This window comes from Campylobacter sp. BCW_6465, from assembly GCF_001762815.1.
GTDB lineage: Bacteria > Campylobacterota > Campylobacteria > Campylobacterales > Campylobacteraceae > Campylobacter_D > Campylobacter_D jejuni.
Genome location: NZ_MJXN01000045.1, coordinates 58,040 through 77,610, shown reverse-complemented (window position 1 = coordinate 77,610; position 19,571 = coordinate 58,040). Strand labels below are relative to the sequence as shown.

Here is a 19,571-nt window from a genome sequence, read left to right as displayed (position 1 = left end):
AAAGATTTGTAAATTAATAAAAATAAAGATATAATTATGTTTTAATTTAGAGAAAGGAATCAATATGAAACAAGGGGATTTTACAGATGTTGCAAAGCATTATCATAATAGACCTGCTTATAGTCCATTTTTACTTGAAAAACTTGTAGCTTGTATCAATGATAAAAATAAAAATTTAAAAGATTTAAATATTGTTGAAGTAGGAGCTGGAACTGGAAAACTTACTAAGATGCTAGGAGAAATGTTTGGATGCCAAATTAGTGCTGTGGAACCAAACGATAATATGCGTGAAGAAGGGCAAAAATTTACACAAAATTTGTCAAATATTTCTTGGCATAAAGGGAGTGGCGAAGAAACCTGCATGAGCAATAATCAAGCTGATTGGGTCATCATGGCTAGTTCTTTTCATTGGACAGATCCTAAAAAATCTCTCCCAGAATTTAATCGTATATTGACAGGGGGGGGGTATTTTACTGCGATTTGGAATCCTCGCCACATTGTAGAGGGTTCGGTTTTTGATGAAATTGAAAAGGAGATTAAACATATTGTTCCAGATCTTGCTCGTGTAAGCAGTGGCACTCAAAATGTTAAAAAATGGGAAGAAATTCTTGTTTCAACAGGAGATTTCACAGACTGCTTTTTTATGGAGTGTGACTATAAAGAGTTTTGGGATAAAGAGCGTTATCTTGGAGCTTGGCATTCTGTAAATGATATACAAGCACAAGCAGGTGAAAAAAGATGGAAGGAAATTTTAGAGATGATAGAAGCTAAAATTTCTCATATGCAAAGTATAGAGATTCCTTATAAAATAAGAGCATGGACAGCTAGAAAAGCATAAAATACCTCCTTTTTTTCATCAAGCTTGTCAAAGATGAGAAAAAGGAAATAAAATGCAAAAACTAGTAGAACAAGTGTGGGATTATACCAAGCATGCTAAATTTTATAGCTATAGACCAAATTATGCTCCAAAAACTATAGATATGCTTATTAGCTTAGTTGGAAAAAAAGATATTAAAGTCGCTGATATCGGTGCAGGAACTGGAAATTTAAGCATTATGCTTTTAGAAAGAGGATGTAAGGTAGTATCTGTAGAACCAAATGATGCGATGCGTGAGATCGGGATAGAAAGAACCAAGGATCAAAAGATTGACTGGGTTAGAGCAACAGGCTTAAACTCAACACTCCAAAATAGTGAATTTGATTGGGTGACTTTTGGTAGTAGTTTTAATGTAATGGATAGAAATGAAGCCTTAGAGGAAGCACATCGCTTATTAAAATCAGAGGGATATTTTTCTTGTATGTGGAATCACAGGGATTTAAACGATCCTGTGCAAAAAATAGCTGAAGATACTATTGTAGAATTTGTACCAAATTATACAAGGGGAACAAGAAGAGAAGATCAAAGACCAATTATAGAGAGTCGAAAGGATCTTTTTGATAATATTGTTTATATTGAAGAGGATTTTTATTTTCATCAAAGCATTGAAAATTATATTAATGCATGGAAGAGTGTTAAAAATCCTTACTGGGATTTGGAGACTGATGAAGGAAGTGAACTTTTTAATAAAATTAGTAATAAAATTTCACAAAGACTTCCTAAGGAATTTAGCATAAAATATACCACTCGTTGTTGGAGTGCTAAAAAAATATAAAACTAAGGAAAAACATGGCGGAGTTAAAATTTAAAACCAAAGCACAAAATTTAAAAAATTTACAAACAAAATTAAAAAAAGCAAAAGTTCTACCTTTGGTTTTAACTTCGCTTGAAGAATTAATATCAAATGAAGATAAAGTTTTACAGGACATTCAAACCTTAAAGGCTAATAGACTCATTATAAGAAGTTCTTCTTTGAGTGAAGATAGCATGAAAAACTCCAATGCAGGTGCTTTTCTTTCTTTGGCAAATATTAAAGCTGATTCTAAAGATGAGTTATTAAAAGCTTTATATGAAGTTGCCAATTCTATGCCATCAAAAAGTGATGAAATTTTAGTTCAACCTATGCTTGAAAACATTACTCTTTGTGGAGTTGGTTTTAGCGTTGATAAAGATAATTTTTCCCCTTATTTTTGTCTTCAATATGATGAAAATGGTTCAAATAGCTCTATTACAGATGGAAGCAGTAAGAGTGCAAAAACTTACTATCATTACAGAAATTATTTAGAATTTAAAGATATTAGACTTCAAAAAATTATAGAACTTATAAAAGAATTAGAAGTTTTATATGATTGTCATTTTTTAGATGTTGAATTTGCATTTGCTATTCAAGATGATAAGGAAGAACTTTTTTGCTTACAAGTGCGTCCTTTGGTTATGCATGAAAAAAATAATTTATTTCATTCTTTACCAAAAGAAGCTTTATATAGATTTTATAAACGTTTTGAGTCTTTAAAAGAATCAAGATCTAGAGTTTTGGGAGATAAAGCCATTTTTGGGGTAATGCCTGATTGGAATCCAGCTGAAATCATAGGGTTAAGACCTAAGCGTTTAGCTTTTAGTTTATATAAAGAAATCATTACGGATAATATCTGGGCGTATCAAAGAGATAATTATGGTTATAGAGATCTAAGATCCCATCCTTTAATCCATTCTTTTTTAGGCATTCCTTATGTAGATGTAAGATTATCTTTTAATTCTTTTATACCAAAAAAATTAGATGAAAATATTGCACAAAAACTTGTCAATTTTTACTTAGATAAGCTTAATAAAAATCATGAATTGCACGATAAGATTGAATTTAATATTGTTTATTCTTGTTATGACTTTAATAGTTCTAAAAAATTAGAAGAACTTTTAAATCATGGTTTTAATGAAAATGAAATCAAAAGATTAGAATTTTCATTATTAGAACTTACAAATAAGATTATTAATCCTAGATCAGGGCTTTATTTAAAAGACATACAAAAATCTTATAAGCTAAAAGAAAGATATGATGGCATTATTAATTCTAATTTTTCTTTAATTGATAAAATTTATTGGCTTATTGAAGAATGCAAGCGTTATGGAACATTGCCTTTTGCTGGGGTGGCTAGGGCTGCATTTGTAGCAATGCAACTTTTAAATTCTTTAGTTGAGATTGATTTTATAGCTAAAGAGGAAAAAGATGATTTTTTAAATTCACTCAATACAGTGAGTAAAAATTTAAGCAAACAAACAAACCATCTTAATTTTCACAACAAAGATCAATTTTTGAAAGATTTTGGACACTTAAGAGCAGGAACTTATAATATTTTATCTCCAAGATATGATGAAGATTTTGAACTTTATTTTGATGTGGATCAAAAAGATAGTAAAGTTTATTTACAAGATAAAGCTTTTGTTTTTTCAGAAGAAAAGACAAAAGCTTTAAATGCTTTACTTAGAGAACATGGATTAGAGATTAATGCTTGTGAATTTTTTGATTTTTTAAAACAGGCTATCGAGGGTAGAGAGCTCGTTAAATTTGAATTCACTAGATTGCTTTCTAAGGCTATAGTTTATATAGAAGAATTAGGCAAATATTATGGTATTGAAAAAGAAGATTTGGCTCATCTTGATATAAAAAGCATTTTAAATCTTTATTCTAGTCTTTATTCTATAAATCCAAAAGAGCAGTTTGTAGAAGAAATTAATCGCAATAAAAAAGAATATGAACTTACACAAGCTATAAAACTTCCTTCTTTGCTTTGCAATGCCGATGAAATTTTTTCTTTTTATAATCATAGTATTATTCCAAATTTCATTACACAAAAGAGCATCACTGCATTTACGGCGAAAGAAAATGATAAAGATTTAGAAGGAAAGATTGTTTTAATTTATGCAGCAGATCCTGGATATGATTATTTATTTACAAAAAATATAGCAGGACTTATTACATGTTATGGGGGTGCTAATTCACATATGGCCATTCGTGCCTCAGAACTTGGAATGCCTGCTGTTATAGGAGTTGGAGAAGAAAATTTTGAAAAATATTTAAAAGCTAAAAAAATAAATATAGAATGTGAAAGTGAGCAAATATTTTGTTTATAGGTATTACTCAAAGACTTATTTGCAACGAAAGCTATCATGAAGAAAGGGAATGTTTGGCTTTGGATTGGGGAAAATTATTTAATAAAGATTTATTTAAAAATTTTACTCCTCTTCCTCTTAGCTATGAAATAGATTTTTCTCATTATAAACATCTAGTAAAAGCTGTGATATTAAGCGGTGGTAATGATTTAAGTTTTTATAGTCCCAATGTTTTATCTAAAAAGAGGGATTTATATGAAAAGCAAGTTATAGAAATTTGTTTAAAAGAAAAAATACCACTTTTAGGAATTTGCAGAGGAGCTCAGATGATAGCTCATTATTTTAACAGCCATATAAGCCCTTGTGAAAATCATATAGGCAAACATGAAGTATTTTTCTCAAAAGAAAAATTTATAAGTAATTCTTTTCATAATTTTGCTATTGAAAAATTAGGTAAAGATCTTATAGAACTTTGCTTAGCAAAAGATAATACTATAGAAGCTTTTAAACATAAGTATGAAAATATTTTTGGTATAATGTGGCATATTGAAAGAGAAAATGGGCTTAATAATATTCAAATTTTAAAAGAGTGGTTTAGTTTAATCAAGGAATAATATGAATGCAATTATCTTAGCAGCAGGTTTTGGATCAAGGCTGATGCCTTTAACAAAAGATCAACCAAAGTGTATGGTTGAGTATAAGAATAAAAAAATCATAGATTATGAAATCGAAGCTTTAAAATCAGCAGGTATAAATGAAATAGCTGTTGTGGGTGGATATTTAAACGAAGTGCTAAAAAATTATCTTAATAAATATGATATCGAGCATTTTTTTATTAATTCAAAATATGATAAAACCAATATGGTTCATACTTTTTTTTGCGCTAAAGATTTTATATTAAAATGCATAGAAGAAAAACAAGATTTGATTATTTCTTATGCGGATATTGTTTATTTTCAAGATTGCGTACAAAAGCTTATAAATGCCAAAGAAGAACTTGCTATAGTAGTTGATAAGTCTTGGCGTAAGCTTTGGAGCAAACGCTTTGCAAATCCTTTAGAAGATGCTGAAACATTAAAGATGACAAATGGTTATATTATAGAACTTGGAAAAAAAGCTAATGCCTATGATGAGATAGAAGCTCAATATATAGGACTTTTTAAATTTTCTTATCAATTTCTTTCCGAAGTTATTGCTTTTTATGAAATGCTTGATCGAGATATTTTATATGATAATAAAAATTTTGAAAATATGTACATGACAAGTTTTTTGCAAGCTTTAATTGAAAAATACAACAACGCAAAAGCAGTGGAAATTGATGGCAATTGGTGTGAAATTGATTTTATGAGTGATTTAGAGGTGCAAATTGATAAATAGTCCTTATATTATTTGGCTTACTGGTTTAGCTGGAAGTGGAAAAACAACTATAGGTCAAGCTTTGTATGAGAAATTAAAACTAAAATATAAAAACCTTATTTATCTCGATGGAGATGAGTTAAGAGAAATATTAGGACATTATGCATACGATAGACAAGGTCGCATAGATATGGCTTTGAAAAGAGCTAAATTTGCAAAATTTTTAAACGATCAAGGTATGATGGTTATTGTCACTACGATTTCAATGTTTAATGAGATTTATGATTACAATAGAAAGCAATTAAAAAATTATTATGAAATTTATATAGAATGCGATATGCATGAATTAATACAAAGAGATCAAAAAGGGCTTTATACTAAGGCTTTAAATAAAGAAATTGATAATGTAGTTGGTGTTGATATAGAATTTGATAAACCAGAGGCTGATTTAGTGATCAATAATTCTTGTCGAAATAATTTAGAAGAAAAAGTTGAACTTATAATAAAGAAATTGGCATTGTGAAGTATTACTCAATATCAAAAAAACTTATTGCTAATGTTAGAAATTTTTACACTATTTCTTTGTATAAGAAAAATTCAAAAATAAATAAAGATGATCTTTTCCTTGGCTGGGGACGCAAAAAATCAGGTTTAAAAGCTATAAATTTAGCTAAAAAATATAAGGCTAAATTCATACTTTTAGAAGATGGATTTATCCGCTCATTAAATTTAGGGGTTGAAAATAGCCCAAGTTTTTCTATGGTTAAAGATGATATAGGCATTTATTATGATGCAACAGCACCTTCAAAGCTTGAAAATCTTTTAAATACTTATGAATTTAAAGATGAAGAAATCAAGCAAGCTAAAAAAGCTATAGAGCTTATCAAAAAATATAAAATTAGCAAGTATAACAACAATCTTAATATTCCAGATGATTATTTTCAAAAAGATGAAAAAAGGGTTTTAATCATCACTCAAACGGCCAATGATGCCTCACTTGAATTTGGGCTTGCTAAAGGTTTTAAAACTGTCGATATGATAAAAGATGCCGTAAAAGAAAATCCTAAATCTAAAATTTATATAAAAATCCATCCTGATGTTTTAAGCGGTAAAAAACAAAGTGATTTAGATATAAATTCCTTACCTAAAGAATGTATTTTAATTACTGAAAATTTTAATCCCATAGCCTTACTTGAGTTTTTTGATAAGGTTTATACCAAAACTTCTGGTATGGGTTTTGAAGCTTTGATGCAAGAATGTGAGTGTATTTGTTATGGTATGCCTTTTTATGCAGGTTGGGGTCTAACAAAAGATAAATTAGAGCGTAAAAGAAGGATGCAAAAAAGAAGTTTAGAAGAAGTTTTCTATGCTGCTTATATACTTTATGCTGAGTATTTTAATCCCTATTTAAATCAAAAAAGTAATATTTTTGATACTATTAAAACTTTAGCAAAATATAAAGATATAGAAAAGGCAAATTCTAACAGGCTTTTTATGTTAGGTTTTACCTTATGGAAAAGGCATTTTATCAAGCCTTTTTTTAAAGCCAAAGATAATAAAATTATTTTTTTAAATTCTTTAAAATCTTTAGCTAGATATAAACTTAAAGAAAATGATAAATTTTTCATTTGGGGTAAAAGGATAGATTATAACGCTCTTAAAACTACTCTTATAAAAAAAGCGCAAGATGAGAATTTGCTCCATTTTACTCCCAAAATTTCTTTAGTTGAAGATGGATTTATTCGCTCAATCTCTTTAGGATCTGATCTTACGCGCCCTTTTTCTTTAATCGTTGATGATAAAGGACTTTACATAGATCCAAATAAAGCAAGTAAATTAGAAGAGCTTTTGCAAAACGAAATTTTTGATGAAAATATGCTAAATAGGGCAAAAAATATTATAAAAATCTTACTTGAGAACCGCTTTTCAAAATACAATGGCTTAAAGCATGAAAATTTAAAGATCAATGCCAAAATAGGACAAAAGATTATTTTAATCCCTGCTCAAGTTGAAGATGATGCTTCGATGATTTTAGGGGGTTTTGGCTTATCTACTCTTGATTTGCTTAAGGAGGTGCGTGCTAAAAATCAAGATGCTTATATCATCTTTAAACCCCATCCTGATGTGTTAAGCGGCAACCGTGTAGGTTTAAAAGATGAAACACTCATCTTGGAATTTTGTGATGAGATTGTAAAAGATTGCAGTATTGATAGTGCTATAAAAATTGCTGATGAAATTCACACTATTACTTCTACAAGTGGTTTTGATGCTCTTTTAAGAGCTAAAAAAGTTTTTACTTATGGTATGCCTTTTTATGCAGGCTGGGGTTTAACAAAAGATAAACATAAATGCGAAAGAAGAACAAGAAAACTAAGCCTAGAAGAGCTTGTAGCAGGTGCTTTGATCACATATCCAAGATATATAAATCCTAAAACAAAAACTTTATGTGAAATTGAAGTTTGTTTAGATATAATGCTAAATTTACAAAAAGATTATTTTTCAAAAAAACATATAAAATTGGCAATAGATTTTAAAACTTTTATGTTTAGAAAAATAAGAAGATTTTATGAATTTTTAACAGAGAAATGAGATTTAGTACTAAAATTAAAAAAGAATTTAGCGGTAAAAATATTTTACTCTTGCAAGGACCTGTGGGAAATTTTTTTCATCATCTTGCAATGAAAATGGAAAAAAACCAAACCAAAGTTTTTAAACTCAATTTTAACGGCGGAGATTTTTTTTTCTATCCTAGTGGAACGAGGTGTAAGTGTGATGAAAAAGATCTTGAAAATTTCTATAGGGATTTTTTTCAAAGTAAAAAAATCGATGCTATTTTAATGTATAATGATTGTCGCATTATACATGCTAAGGCTATTAAAGTGGCTAAAGAATTAGGAATTGAAATATGGATTTTTGAAGAAGGGTATTTAAGGCCTTATTGTATTACTTTGGAAAAAGATGGAGTCAATGCAAATTCTTCTTTACCGCGTGATAAAAATTTTTATCTTTCTCAAAATATTTTTACCAAAGAAAGCATAAAAGAAATTCCAGGTGGATTTAAATTTATGGCTTTTGATGCTTTTTTGTATTGGTTGTTTGCTTTTATTTTGGCTCCATTTTTTAACAACAAACTTCATCATCGCACTTTATATCCTTTTGAATTTTTATTTTGGTTTAGATCATTGTATAGAAAGTATCTTTATAAGATTACAGAAAAAAAATTAAATGAAAAGATTTATAATTTAGAAAAAAAGTACTTTTTGGCGATTTTACAAGTTTATAGTGATACGCAAATTAAATATCATTACAAAAAAAGCATAGAGCACTTTATAGAGGAAACCATACTTTCTTTTGCAAATCATGCAAGAGCTAAATCTTATCTAGTTTTTAAACACCATCCCATGGATAGGGGTTATAAGAATTATTCTAAACTCATAAACGATTTAAGTCAAAAATATCATGTAGAGGGAAGGGTTTTATATGTTCATGATACCCACTTGCCAGTTCTTTTAAGAAAGGCTTTAGGTTGTATTACTATAAATTCAACAGTAGGCCTTAGTGCTATTTTAGAAGGCTGTCCGACTAAGGTTTGTGGCAATGCTTTTTATGATTTTGAAGGCTTATCTTATCCAAAAAAACTTCAATTTTTTTGGCGTGAAGCCCATGCTTATAAACCCAATCCTGTTTTGGTGTGTAATTTTAAGAAATATCTTTTACAAACTAACCAATTCAACGGCAATTTTTATAAAAATTTCTTTTTAGACGAATAAGACTAAAAAGCTTTGATTAAGAGAGCTTTTAAAGCAAAGTTGTTATAATTAAAAGCAAAAAAGAAATATTGTATGGATAGGGAAGTATTTTATATAGCAGGATATGATCCTAAAAGTTATAGATTTTATTATGATTTATTTAAAAAAAACCTAAAAGATTATTCTCATGCTTTTAACATTAAGACTGATTTAAGTAAAATTGAAAAAAATGAGCAATTTCCTTTTTTTCAAATTTCTTGCGAAGGAGTGCAAACTAAATATCATTTTTTAACATGGAATGATATTGTTAAGAAAAATTGGTCAGAAAATTATAAAGATGCCTTAGCGGATTGTTATAGTTTTTTTAGAATTTATACTATTACAGGGCTTTTTATCAAATTTGGCAAAGAGTCGATTTATCAGCTTATCACAGGTTATTATCCTTTTTTTTATGTGTTATTTTCTTTATTATTTTCTTTGGTTTTAGCTTTTGGAAGTTTTGCTTTTTTGCAAAATTATATGCATTTTTCTTTAGCTGTCATCATAGGATGTTTTTTAGGGTTTTTACTAAATCATTTTTTATTTAAATTAGGTAAGAAATTAGCTGTATTTTGGATAGCAAGAATTTGTGCTTTTTGTGCTACTTGGCAAGATAAAAAAACAGGCATTATGCAAGAAAGAATCAAACTTTTTGCAAATGTTATAGTGGAGAAGCTAAAACAAAACGAAAGCAAACAAGATTATGAGCTTATTTTGGTAGCGCATAGTGTTGGAACTATAGTTTGTATAGAAGTTTTGGAGTATATTTTGAGACAAAATTTAGATTTATCTTTACTTCGTAAATTAAAAATTCTTACTCTAGGAGAATGCATACCTTTAGTGAGTTATCAAAAAAAAGCAGATGAATTTAGAAAGAAGCTTGAATTTGTTTCAAGGTTTGATTTAAAATGGTATGATTACACATCGATTATTGATGGAGCATGTTTTCCTCAAGTGGATTTTTTCCGCACGAGTGGTGTAAATGCTAAATTTACACCCCCATTTTTAAGTGCTAAATTTCACACTTTATATGAAAAACATGAGTATAAAAAAATAAAAAGAGATAAAAACAAAGCGCACTTTTTATATCTTTATAGTATTAGTGTTAAAGGTGATTATGATTTTTTTTCTTTCATCATAATGCCTAAATTTTTAGAAGAAAAGGTAAAAATATGAGTGAATGTCCCTTTTTTCCAAAACCTTATAAAAATAAAGCTTCTACACTTTTAACTTTTTTGTTAAAACGTAGATCTTGGCTTGATGGGCTTTATGAGCGTAGTTATAAAATGCAAACAGGCTATGTAAAGATGCCAAATTTTGATCTTTATGTTATAAATGACACTAAAGAAGTTAAAAGAATGATGGTTGATGAGGTTAGAGAATTTCCTAAAAGTGCATTTTTGCATGAGCTTTTAAGTCCGCTTTTAGGGGAGAGCATTTTTACTACAAATGGTGAAGTTTGGAAAAAGCAAAGAGAGCTTTTGCGTCCAAGTTTTGAAATGACTCGTATCAATAAAGTGTTTAATCTTATGAGTGAAGCTGTGGCAGATATGATGGATCGTTTTAGCAAGTATCCAAATCATGCTGTTATTGAAGTAGATGAAGCTATGACTTTTATTACCGCTGATGTGATTTTTCGCACCATTATGTCTTCAAAACTCGATGAGGAAAAAGGTAAAAAAATCTTAAATGCCTTTGTGACTTTTCAAGAGCAAAGTGTGCATACAGCCATGCGTCGTATGTTTCGTTTTCCAAAATGGCTTTCTTATGTTTTAGGAGATCGTAAGCGTGCTAAGGCTGGAGATGTGATCAGACAGGTTTTAAGTGACATCATAAAGCCAAGATATGATATGGCAGATAATGCAGAATTTGAAGATATTTTAGGATCTTTGCTTTTAGTAGTGGATGCGGATACGAATAAGCGTTTTTCTTTTGAGGAAATTTTAGATCAAGTGGCTATGCTTTTTTTAGCAGGACATGAAACCACAGCAAGTTCTTTGACATGGACGCTTTATTTGCTTAGTCTTTATCCTAAGGAGCAAGAAAAAGCTTGTGAGGAGATTACTCAGGTTTTACAGGGTGGAGCCATTGAAATTTCTCACCTAAGACAGTTTAAATACTTAACAAATATTTTTAAAGAATCTTTAAGACTTTATCCTCCTGTTGGATTTTTTGCAAGAGAGGCAAAAAAAGATACCCAAGTTAGAGATAAGCTTATTAAAAAAGGTTCTGGGGTGGTGATTGCTCCTTGGCTGATACACAGACATGAAGAATTTTGGACAAATCCACATGGGTTTAATCCTTCTCGTTTTGAAGGAGAATACAAAAAAGATGCTTATTTGCCTTTTGGGGTAGGGGAAAGAATTTGTATAGGACAAGGTTTTGCTATGCAAGAAGCGATTTTGATTTTGGCTAATATTTTAAAAACTTACAAGCTAGAACTTGAAGAAGGTTTTGTACCTGATGTAGTAGGGCGTTTAACAGTGCGTTCGGCTAATGGTATGAGGATAAAATTTAGCAAAAGAGAGTTATGAAAAGAGTTAGAACTAAAATTCGTGCCAATTTTCGTCGTCGTGTAAAACGCACTTTAAAAGGAAGCTTAAAAGAAAAATTAGCAGGGACTATTCTGCTTTGTGCAATAGTACCTTTAGCAGTTTTAGGATATCTTTTTATCGTGATTATAGGAACTTTTTTTAATACCGCACGAGCAAGACAGGGTGTTAGAGCCTTAGATCATTTTGTAAATGCAAGCTTGTTTAATGGCTATGCTTGGGAGAGCGTTTCTTCTCATGCGTGGCGTGAAAGAAATCGTAAAAAATGGGCAAGGATTGTTATAAAAATCACAGATTTTTTTCAAAAAGATCATTGTAAAAGAGCAAATAAAAGAGAACAACCTGTGGTAGATTTCATACTTTCAAGAAATTTAGACAAGCAAACTATAGGAAAATAATCAAACTATAGCCACTATGGCTATAGCAAAACCATTATCATGAGAAATGCTTAGGGAAGTTTGAGTGATATTAAAATTTTTTGTAATTTTTTGAGAATATTTTAATTTAGGCGCGTTTTTTTCATCTTTTGATATTTCAATATCAAAAAAACTGCATAATTCACAAATTCCAACACCCAAAGCCTTGCTAGCAGCTTCTTTAGCAGCCCAAAGACCTGCTAGAGTTGCTGGATTTTTAATGAGTATTTGTTCTTTTGGGCTTAGAAATTTATCCAAAAAATTTTTGCCATGTCTAGAATGAATTTTTTCTATCCTAGAAATGGCGATGATATCACAGCCTACACGCATTTAAGAAACTACAAAATCCGTAAAATAAACATTTTTAATAAAGCCATCGGTTAAAATTTCATTGATTTTTCCAACTAGCTCATCTTTTAAACGTTCTTTGCCTTTTTGTGTACTTACTTCTTCAAAAGTTTTAGCTGTTAATGTACGAATAATAATATCACGAATCACCGGGACTTTTTTATCAAGTTCAGGTTTTAAAAGTTCGCTATTTTGTTCTAGTTCTATAGTGCATTTTACATATCTTGAGCCGCTATCGCTAAGTAAATTTAGGGTAAAAGGATCAAGTGGGTACATAGGACCTATATTAGCAAAATCACTACCTCGCTGAGTAGGAGCTGAAACTTTAGGTTTATCAGCTTTTGCTTCTTCTTTTGGAGCTTCTTTGACTTCACTTTCATCACTTGAACTGCTTGAAATAAGCCAAGCAATCACTCCCATAATACTAAGAAGTAAAACAAAAAGTAAAATAACAATAATAATTACAAGTGAACCGCCTTTTTTCTTTTTCGTTTCTTCGTTTTCTAATTCTTCATCCATAAATTTTCCTTCATTTAGTGAAATTAATGTAGAATTGTAGCAAAAATTTCTTTTCTATCCAAATTTGCTTTAGAAAAACGATAAATTTAGGTTAAAGAAGAGATGAATTTAAAGGAAAAAAATGTTAGATGTGATTTTTAGAGAATATGATATAAGAGGGCTTTATGGCAAAGAACTAAATGAAAAAAGTGTTAAGGCTATAGGTTTTTGCTTGGGACAAACCATGCTAAATAAAGGCTGTAAAAATGTAAGTGTGGGCTATGATGCAAGATATAGTGCAAATGAACTTTTTAATTATCTAGTAAGTGGACTTAACAAAGCGGGAATAAAAATCTATGATATAGGGCTTGTACCAACTCCATTGGGGTATTTTAGTCTTTATGAGGGCTTGAAATTTGATGCAAATGTTATGATAACAGGCTCTCATAACCCAAAAGATTATAATGGTTTTAAAATCACTATCAATAAAGAAAGTTTTTTTGGTGTAGAATTAAAAGAGTTTTCAAAAGAAGTTTATAAGCATTTAGATGATGAGATTGAAGAAAATTTAGAAGTAGAAAAATACGATATTTTAAGCCTTTATGTGAAATTTATGTGCGAGCAATTTAGTTTTTTAAAGGATTTTAATTATAAATTTGGTGTTGATTGCACAAATGGTGCGGCTGGAGTGGTGATAAAGCCTTTAATCAAGGCTTTAAATTTAAAAGCTCATGTAATGTTTGCAGAGCCTGATGGACAGTTTCCAAACCACGCTCCAGATCCTACAGAAGAAGAAAACTTAAGTGCAATTAGAGAGTTTTTAAATCAAAATCAAGATTATTCTTTAGCTTTTGCTTTTGATGGGGATGCTGATAGAATGGTTGCTTTGAGTAAAACTCATGTATTTTGCGGGGATGAGCTTTGTTATTTGTTTGCTAAAAATATTCCTAATCCACGCATTTTAGGTGAGGTAAAATGTTCTAAAAATCTTTTTGATGAAGTGGCTAAATTTGGAACTATTTTTATGGGAAAAACAGGACATTCTAATATTAAAAAAATGATGAAAGAAAAAGATATTGATTTGGCTGCTGAAGTGAGTGGACATATTTTCTTTAAACATAGATATTTTGGTTATGATGATGGAATTTACGCATTTTTAAGAGCCTTAGAACTTGTTTATAAGGGTTTTGATTTAGAAAGTATGATTAAAGCTTTACCAAAACTTTATACTACACCTGAAATTAAAATCCCTGTAAATGAAGAAGAAAAATTTAAACTTGTGGAAGAATTTCAAAAAGAGATTGAAAAAGGAGCTTTAAAAGGTGTTAAAAGTCTTTGTGAAATCGATGGAGCTAGGATAGATTTTGGCGATGGATGGGCTTTGCTTCGTGCGTCTAACACCAGCCCTTATCTTATCACACGCTTTGAAGCAACTTCTTTAGAAAGAGCAAAAGAGCTTGAAAGTATGGTATTTACTTTATTTGATGATATAAAAGCTAGGCTTAAGAATTGATGAGATAATATTTCGCGATTTAAATTTATTTTAAAAAGGAATTAAAAATGAAAAAAATACTTGTTCTACTTTCGTTATGTGCCTTTGCTTTTGGTGCAAGTGAATGTGATAGAAAAATCGATCGTATCAATAAAGAAATTAGTTTTTCTAAAGCGCATAATGATACAGCTAGAACTTTAAGCTTGGAGCTTGCTTTAAAACAAGTACAAAATGATTGTGCTAAAGATCCTATGTTTTATGATAAAAAGTTAGAAGCTAAAAAACTTAAAGAACAAGAAGTGGAAAAAATCGAAAAAGAACTTGATGCTTTAAAAGAACAAAAAGATTATATGAGTAAGGCTGAGTATAAAGCTAAAAAAGAAGCTTTAAAAGAACAAAAAGAGAAAATCAAAAAAGAAATTAAAGAATATATTGATAATCTCTAAAAATTAAAAGGTTAATTAAATTTAGCCTTTTTAAACCCTACCTTTTTTAAGACTTTCTAATAATTCTTCTATATTATAAATTCCTCTGTGTTCTGGTGTTAAAAGATGGATTAAAATATCACCAAGATCAATCACGCTCCATTCTTCACTACTATCTATGTTTAGAAATTCCTCACCTTTGGCTTTAAGTTGTGTTTTAAGCTCATCGATCAAAGATAGGGCGTGTCTTTCTCCTAAAGTAGCTGCGATAATGACATATTTTACAAAGTATTCTTGCTCGCTCATGTCAATGGTTTTGATATCTTCAGCTTTTTTTTCATCTAAAATTTTAACAATTAAATCTATTCTTTCTTGCATTCTTTTCCTTTAATTTTTGAAATTGTATCAATTTTTTTGTAATTTTTCATAATATTTTTTTACTTCATCTTTAATTTCTTCACAAACTTCATTTGTATTTAAAGTATTGCGTATGAAAGAAGAAGCGATTTTTTTATCGGTTTTTAAATCTTTGAAATTCTTAGGAATTTCTATATCATTGCGATTGGCAATAATAAATTCTACTAAAGAATTAAGTTTTTCAAAATCATGCCAAAGATGAAGTTTTTCTAAATGATCTGCGCCGATTAAAAGATAAAATTTACTAGGATTATAAAGCTTATAAAGATACTTAACGCTTTCTATACTAGGAACAGGGCGTTTTTGCTTGGTTTCAAAATCACAAATTTCAACTTTTGGCAAATGCCCCCAAAGTTTTTTAACCCATAAAAATCTTTGCTTTTCATCAGCGCTAAAACTTTGTTTAAAAGGATTGATATAAGTAGGCATAATAACAAATTTGTCAATATCTAATTTCTCTAAAGCCTCTAAAACAACGCTATTATGACCATTATGTGGTGGATCAAAACTGCCACCAAAAAGTGCTATCTTCATTAAATTTTTAACCTTTTTTTTGTAGAATATTAACATTATATTTTGCAAAAGGAAATTAAATGGCTGTAAAAGTTGCTATAAATGGTTTTGGACGCATAGGCAGATGTGTTGCAAGAATCATCTTAGAAAGAAATGATATTGAGCTTGTGGCGATAAATGATACTACGGATATTGAACTTACAAAATACCTTTTTAAATACGATACAGTACATGGTGAATTTAAAGGCAGTGTTGATAGTGAAGGCGATGATTTAGTGGTAAATGGTAAAAAAATCAAAGTATTTAAAAGTCGCAATGTAAAAGATCTTGACTTTGCAAAATACGGCGCACAAATTGTTTTAGAGTGCACAGGGGCGCATTTAACTATGGCAAAATGTCAAGAATTTATAGATATGGGAGTGCAAAAAGTGATCATGAGTGCTCCTGCAAAAGATGATACACCTACTTATGTTTTAGGAGTAAATTCAGAACTTTACAAGGGTGAAAGCATTATTTCTAATGCAAGTTGTACAACAAATTGTTTAGGTCCTGTTTGTCGTGTTTTACAAGATAATTTTGGTATCGAAAAAGGACTTATGACAACAATACATGCTTATACAAATGGACAAAGTATTATTGATGCTAAAGCTAAAGATAAACGCCGTTCTCGTGCTGCAGCACAAAATATCATTCCAACTTCTACAGGCGCAGCAAAAGCTATGAAACTTGTTATGCCTGAACTTAATGGCAAACTTCACGGACAAAGTATGCGTGTGCCAGTGATTGATGTATCAAGCGTGGATTTAACTGCGCAACTAAGCCGCAAAGTCAGCAAAGATGAAATCAATGAAGCTTTTAGAAAAGCTGCAACTACAAATTTAAAAGGCATTTTAATGGTAGATGATGATGAAAGAGTTTCAAGTGATTTTATCACTTGTTCTTATGGAGCAATTGTGGCAAGTGATTTAACTCAAGTGATTATGGATGATTTTATCAAGGTAATTGCTTGGTATGATAATGAATGGGGCTATTCAAGTCGTCTAGTAGATATGGCAGTATATATTGCAAATAGGGCTTAATCATGAGTGATATTATTTCTATAAAAGATATTGATTTAGCTAAGAAAAAAGTTTTTATAAGATGTGATTTTAATGTTCCTCAAGATGATTTTTTAAACATCACCGATGATAGACGCATAAGATCAGCTATTCCTACGATAAGATACTGTTTGGATAATGGTTGTAGTGTGATTTTAGCCTCTCATTTAGGGCGTCCAAAAGAAATTAGTTCCAAGTATTCTTTAGAACCTGTTGCTAAGCGTCTTGCTAGACTTTTAGATAAAGAAATTATTATGGCAAAAGATGTTATCGGCGAAGATGCAAAAACCAAAGCTATGAATTTAAAAGCGGGTGAAATTTTACTTCTTGAAAATTTGCGTTTTGAAAAAGGCGAAACTAAAAATGATGAAAATTTAGCCAAAGAACTTGCCTCTATGGCTCAAGTTTATGTCAATGATGCTTTTGGAGTATGTCATAGAGCACATTCTAGTGTGGAGGCTATTACTAAATTTTTTGATGAAAAACACAAAGGTGCAGGATTTTTACTCCAAAAAGAAATTGATTTTGCAAGCAATCTTATCAAACATCCAGCACGTCCTTTTGTCGCTGTTGTTGGAGGTTCAAAGGTAAGTGGAAAACTTCAAGCATTGACAAATTTATTGCCAAAGGTAGATAAATTAATCATAGGTGGAGGTATGGCATTCACTTTTTTAAAAGCTTTAGGTTATGATATAGGAAATTCACTTTTAGAAGAAGAACTTTTAGAAGAAGCTAATAAAATTCTTACCAAGGGTAAAAATTTAGGAGTGAAAATTTATCTTCCAGTAGATGTTGTAGCCGCTCCTGCGTGCTCACAAGATACGCCGATGAAATTTGTTCCAGTACAAGAAATTCCAAATGGTTGGATGGGTTTAGATATAGGACCTGCAAGTGTGAGACTTTTTAAAGAGGTGATTTCTGATGCGCAAACGATTTGGTGGAATGGACCTATGGGTGTTTTTGAGATTGACAAATTTTCAAAAGGCAGTATTAAAATGAGTCATTATATCAGCGAAGGACATGCAACTTCTGTTGTTGGTGGTGGTGATACGGCTGATGTGGTTGCGCGCGCAGGCGATGCAGATGAGATGACTTTTATTTCTACTGGAGGGGGTGCTTCTCTCGAACTTATAGAGGGTAAAGAACTTCCAGGCGTAAAAGCTTTAAGATCTAAGGAAAATGAATGATCTTTGCTGCAAATTTAAAATGCAATCACACAAGGGCAAGCTTTAAAATTTATGCTGAAATTTTAAATAAAACCATGGGAGCAAAATGTGATGATATCATCGTTTTTCCTCCTAGTATAGCATTTTTAGAAAATGAAAATAACTTCATACAAGGAGCGCAAAATTTTTATCCTTGTGTTAATGGTGCTTTTACAGGCGAACTTGGAAAAGAGCATTTGGACGAATTTGGGATCAAATGCGTTTTAATTGGGCATTCTGAAAGAAGAGCCTTAGGAGATGAAGAACTTATTAAGGCTAAATTTAATTTTGCCAAAGAGCACGCTTATAAAATTGTTTTTTGTATAGGTGAAAATTTAGATACAAAAAATTCAGGTAAGACTTTAGAGTTTTTAAAAAAACAACTTGAAATTATTGATTTAAATTATGAAAAACTCATCATTGCTTATGAGCCTATTTATTCTATAGGAATGGGAGTGAGTGCGCAAAGTGTAGATATTGCTAAAGTGCTTGAATTTTTAGCGAGTTTAACTAAGGCACCTTTGCTTTATGGTGGAAGTGTGAATGAAAATAATATTAAAGAAATTCTAAGTGTAAAATATTGTGGTGGAGTTTTGATAGGCTCTGCAGCTTTAAAAGTAGAAAATTTTATAAAATTAATCAAAGGATAAAAGATGATTATGAAAGGTAAAAAAGGCCTTATTGTAGGGGTTGCAAATAATAAATCTATCGCTTATGGCATAGCAAAAGCATGTTTTGATCAAGGAGCCGAGCTTGCTTTTACTTTTTTAAATGATGCTTTAAAAAAACGCGTAGAACCTATAGCACAAGAGTTTAATTCTAATTTTGTTTATGAGCTTGATGTAAACAATAATGAGCATTTAGATTCTATCGCTGAAAAAATCAAAAAAGATTTAGGCGAGATTGATTTTGTAGTGCATGCGGTTGCTTTTGCTCCAAAAGAAGCTTTAGAAAATTCTTTTTTAGAAACTTCAAAAGAAGCTTTTGATATAGCTATGCAAACTTCTGTGTATTCTTTACTTTCTTTAACACGTGCAGTTTTACCTATTTTAAAAGATAAGGGTTCGATTTTGACTTTAAGTTATCTTGGTGGGGTTAAATATGTACCTCATTATAATGTTATGGGTGTAGCAAAAGCTGCACTTGAAAGTTCTGTGCGTTATTTAGCAAGAGATTTAGGGGTAAAAGGAATTCGTGTTAATGCTATTTCATCAGGTCCTATTAAAACTTTAGCAGCAAGTGGAATAGGGGATTTTAGAATGATTTTAAAATACAATGAAATCAATTCTCCTTTAAAACGCAATGTTAGTATAGAAGATGTAGGAAATTCGGCTATGTATTTACTTAGCGATTTGGCAAATGGTGTTACAGGTGAAATACACTATGTTGATGCAGGATATAACATCATGGGTATGGGTGATGTTGAAAAAAATGAAGAAGGGCAAACTGTTCTTTGTTGGGATAATCAAAAAGGATAAA

General features: G+C 30.4%; 20 protein-coding genes and 1 pseudogene. 17 read left to right on the top strand and 4 right to left on the bottom strand.

The window, feature by feature from the left end; translation table 11 throughout:
* Positions 1 to 64 precede the first annotated feature (64 nt).
* From AJ886_RS03350 to AJ886_RS03300, 11 genes are all read left to right on the top strand, one after another.
* A complete protein-coding gene (locus AJ886_RS03350) occupies positions 65 to 838 on the top strand; it encodes a class I SAM-dependent methyltransferase (RefSeq protein ID WP_070287013.1) in 774 nt (257 codons plus the stop codon).
* Positions 839 to 890: 52 nt separating this feature from the next.
* The gene (locus AJ886_RS03345; protein WP_002859690.1) at positions 891 to 1,652 is read left to right on the top strand and encodes a class I SAM-dependent methyltransferase; all 762 of its coding nucleotides are present in this window, start codon (positions 891 to 893) and stop codon (positions 1,650 to 1,652) included.
* A gap of 14 nt (positions 1,653 to 1,666) precedes the next feature.
* Entirely contained in the window at positions 1,667 to 4,006 is a 2,340-nt protein-coding gene (locus AJ886_RS03340) for a PEP-utilizing enzyme (protein ID WP_070287012.1), read from the top strand.
* Entirely contained in the window at positions 3,997 to 4,599 is a 603-nt protein-coding gene (locus tag AJ886_RS03335) for a gamma-glutamyl-CDP-amidate hydrolase (protein ID WP_070287011.1), read from the top strand. Before AJ886_RS03340 ends, AJ886_RS03335 begins: the two co-directional genes overlap by 10 nt.
* Before the next feature lies 1 nt (position 4,600).
* Positions 4,601 to 5,362 (top strand): CTP:phosphoglutamine cytidylyltransferase, encoded by a 762-nt coding sequence (locus AJ886_RS03330; protein ID WP_002825812.1) that lies wholly within the window; start codon positions 4,601 to 4,603, stop codon positions 5,360 to 5,362.
* The gene (locus AJ886_RS03325; protein ID WP_002818256.1) at positions 5,352 to 5,864 is read left to right on the top strand and encodes a cytidine diphosphoramidate kinase; all 513 of its coding nucleotides are present in this window, start codon (positions 5,352 to 5,354) and stop codon (positions 5,862 to 5,864) included. Before AJ886_RS03330 ends, AJ886_RS03325 begins: the two co-directional genes overlap by 11 nt.
* A complete protein-coding gene (locus tag AJ886_RS03320) occupies positions 5,861 to 7,930 on the top strand; it encodes a capsular polysaccharide biosynthesis protein (RefSeq protein WP_070287128.1) in 2,070 nt (689 codons plus the stop codon). The genes AJ886_RS03325 and AJ886_RS03320 overlap by 4 nt, the downstream gene beginning before the upstream one ends.
* On the top strand, positions 7,927 to 9,111 hold the full coding sequence (kpsS, locus tag AJ886_RS03315; protein ID WP_052782847.1) for a capsule polysaccharide modification protein KpsS: 1,185 nt from the start codon (positions 7,927 to 7,929) through the stop codon (positions 9,109 to 9,111). The genes AJ886_RS03320 and kpsS overlap by 4 nt, the downstream gene beginning before the upstream one ends.
* Before the next feature lie 72 nt (positions 9,112 to 9,183).
* Positions 9,184 to 10,305 carry a DUF829 domain-containing protein gene (locus AJ886_RS03310; RefSeq protein ID WP_070241080.1) on the top strand — a complete coding sequence of 374 codons (1,122 nt, stop codon included), beginning with the start codon at positions 9,184 to 9,186 and terminating at the stop codon, positions 10,303 to 10,305.
* Positions 10,302 to 11,663, top strand: a complete 1,362-nt coding sequence (locus AJ886_RS03305) for a cytochrome P450 (RefSeq protein ID WP_052782845.1) — start codon at positions 10,302 to 10,304, stop codon at positions 11,661 to 11,663. The genes AJ886_RS03310 and AJ886_RS03305 overlap by 4 nt, the downstream gene beginning before the upstream one ends.
* The gene (locus AJ886_RS03300) at positions 11,660 to 12,079 is read left to right on the top strand and encodes a hypothetical protein (RefSeq protein ID WP_002862076.1); all 420 of its coding nucleotides are present in this window, start codon (positions 11,660 to 11,662) and stop codon (positions 12,077 to 12,079) included. The genes AJ886_RS03305 and AJ886_RS03300 overlap by 4 nt, the downstream gene beginning before the upstream one ends.
* Here AJ886_RS03300 and acpS read toward each other — a convergent pair whose 3' ends face one another.
* Positions 12,080 to 12,427: a holo-ACP synthase gene (gene acpS, locus AJ886_RS03295; RefSeq protein ID WP_002866684.1), complete on the bottom strand. Its 348-nt coding sequence runs from the start codon at positions 12,425 to 12,427 to the stop codon at positions 12,080 to 12,082. It lies immediately after the preceding gene.
* Positions 12,428 to 12,964 (bottom strand): flagellar basal body-associated protein FliL, encoded by a 537-nt coding sequence (fliL, locus tag AJ886_RS03290; protein ID WP_002855429.1) that lies wholly within the window; start codon positions 12,962 to 12,964, stop codon positions 12,428 to 12,430.
* Between the two features lie 102 nt (positions 12,965 to 13,066).
* Between fliL and pgmL the strand changes: the two are divergent.
* Together pgmL and AJ886_RS03280 are read left to right on the top strand one after the other, a co-directional pair.
* Positions 13,067 to 14,456: pseudogene (gene pgmL, locus AJ886_RS03285) on the top strand (phosphoglucosamine mutase PgmL).
* A 47-nt stretch (positions 14,457 to 14,503) separates the two neighbouring features.
* A complete protein-coding gene (locus AJ886_RS03280) occupies positions 14,504 to 14,881 on the top strand; it encodes a DUF1090 family protein (protein ID WP_002932559.1) in 378 nt (125 codons plus the stop codon).
* Between the two features lie 30 nt (positions 14,882 to 14,911).
* Here the strand turns inward: AJ886_RS03280 and rsfS are convergent, their stop codons facing one another.
* Together rsfS and nadD are read right to left on the bottom strand one after the other, a co-directional pair.
* Positions 14,912 to 15,238: a ribosome silencing factor gene (rsfS, locus tag AJ886_RS03275; RefSeq protein WP_011990735.1), complete on the bottom strand. Its 327-nt coding sequence runs from the start codon at positions 15,236 to 15,238 to the stop codon at positions 14,912 to 14,914.
* A gap of 27 nt (positions 15,239 to 15,265) precedes the next feature.
* A complete protein-coding gene (gene nadD, locus AJ886_RS03270) occupies positions 15,266 to 15,811 on the bottom strand; it encodes a nicotinate (nicotinamide) nucleotide adenylyltransferase (RefSeq protein WP_070287127.1) in 546 nt (181 codons plus the stop codon).
* Between the two features lie 59 nt (positions 15,812 to 15,870).
* Between nadD and gap the strand changes: the two genes are divergently transcribed.
* The 4 genes from gap to fabI are packed head-to-tail and all read left to right on the top strand — an operon-like array spanning position 15,871 to position 19,570.
* On the top strand, positions 15,871 to 16,869 hold the full coding sequence (gene gap, locus AJ886_RS03265; RefSeq protein WP_070287126.1) for a type I glyceraldehyde-3-phosphate dehydrogenase: 999 nt from the start codon (positions 15,871 to 15,873) through the stop codon (positions 16,867 to 16,869).
* 2 nt (positions 16,870 to 16,871) lie between these two features.
* Positions 16,872 to 18,074: a phosphoglycerate kinase gene (locus AJ886_RS03260; RefSeq protein WP_070287125.1), complete on the top strand. Its 1,203-nt coding sequence runs from the start codon at positions 16,872 to 16,874 to the stop codon at positions 18,072 to 18,074.
* Positions 18,071 to 18,742, top strand: a complete 672-nt coding sequence (locus tag AJ886_RS03255; protein ID WP_070287124.1) for a triose-phosphate isomerase — start codon at positions 18,071 to 18,073, stop codon at positions 18,740 to 18,742. Before AJ886_RS03260 ends, AJ886_RS03255 begins: the two co-directional genes overlap by 4 nt.
* A gap of 3 nt (positions 18,743 to 18,745) precedes the next feature.
* A complete protein-coding gene (gene fabI / locus AJ886_RS03250; RefSeq protein ID WP_070287123.1) occupies positions 18,746 to 19,570 on the top strand; it encodes an enoyl-ACP reductase FabI in 825 nt (274 codons plus the stop codon).
* Position 19,571 lies beyond the last annotated feature (1 nt).

Excerpts from the sequence above, each read along its gene's own strand:
- AJ886_RS03305 (WP_052782845.1), top strand. The coding sequence starts at position 10,302 with ATGAGTGAATGTCCCTTTTTTCCAAAACCTTATAAAAATAAAGCTTCT.
- rsfS (WP_011990735.1), bottom strand. The coding sequence starts at position 15,238 with ATGCAAGAAAGAATAGATTTAATTGTTAAAATTTTAGATGAAAAAAAA.
- AJ886_RS03280 (WP_002932559.1), top strand. The coding sequence starts at position 14,504 with ATGAAAAAAATACTTGTTCTACTTTCGTTATGTGCCTTTGCTTTTGGT.
- fliL (WP_002855429.1), bottom strand. The coding sequence starts at position 12,964 with ATGGATGAAGAATTAGAAAACGAAGAAACGAAAAAGAAAAAAGGCGGT.
- AJ886_RS03345 (WP_002859690.1), top strand. The coding sequence starts at position 891 with ATGCAAAAACTAGTAGAACAAGTGTGGGATTATACCAAGCATGCTAAA.
- AJ886_RS03310 (WP_070241080.1), top strand. The coding sequence starts at position 9,184 with ATGGATAGGGAAGTATTTTATATAGCAGGATATGATCCTAAAAGTTAT.
- AJ886_RS03300 (WP_002862076.1), top strand. The coding sequence starts at position 11,660 with ATGAAAAGAGTTAGAACTAAAATTCGTGCCAATTTTCGTCGTCGTGTA.
- AJ886_RS03350 (WP_070287013.1), top strand. The coding sequence starts at position 65 with ATGAAACAAGGGGATTTTACAGATGTTGCAAAGCATTATCATAATAGA.
- AJ886_RS03330 (WP_002825812.1), top strand. The coding sequence starts at position 4,601 with ATGAATGCAATTATCTTAGCAGCAGGTTTTGGATCAAGGCTGATGCCT.
- gap (WP_070287126.1), top strand. The coding sequence starts at position 15,871 with ATGGCTGTAAAAGTTGCTATAAATGGTTTTGGACGCATAGGCAGATGT.
- kpsS (WP_052782847.1), top strand. The coding sequence starts at position 7,927 with ATGAGATTTAGTACTAAAATTAAAAAAGAATTTAGCGGTAAAAATATT.
- AJ886_RS03255 (WP_070287124.1), top strand. The coding sequence starts at position 18,071 with ATGATCTTTGCTGCAAATTTAAAATGCAATCACACAAGGGCAAGCTTT.
- fabI (WP_070287123.1), top strand. The coding sequence starts at position 18,746 with ATGATTATGAAAGGTAAAAAAGGCCTTATTGTAGGGGTTGCAAATAAT.
- AJ886_RS03260 (WP_070287125.1), top strand. The coding sequence starts at position 16,872 with ATGAGTGATATTATTTCTATAAAAGATATTGATTTAGCTAAGAAAAAA.
- acpS (WP_002866684.1), bottom strand. The coding sequence starts at position 12,427 with ATGCGTGTAGGCTGTGATATCATCGCCATTTCTAGGATAGAAAAAATT.
- nadD (WP_070287127.1), bottom strand. The coding sequence starts at position 15,811 with ATGAAGATAGCACTTTTTGGTGGCAGTTTTGATCCACCACATAATGGT.
- AJ886_RS03340 (WP_070287012.1), top strand. The coding sequence starts at position 1,667 with ATGGCGGAGTTAAAATTTAAAACCAAAGCACAAAATTTAAAAAATTTA.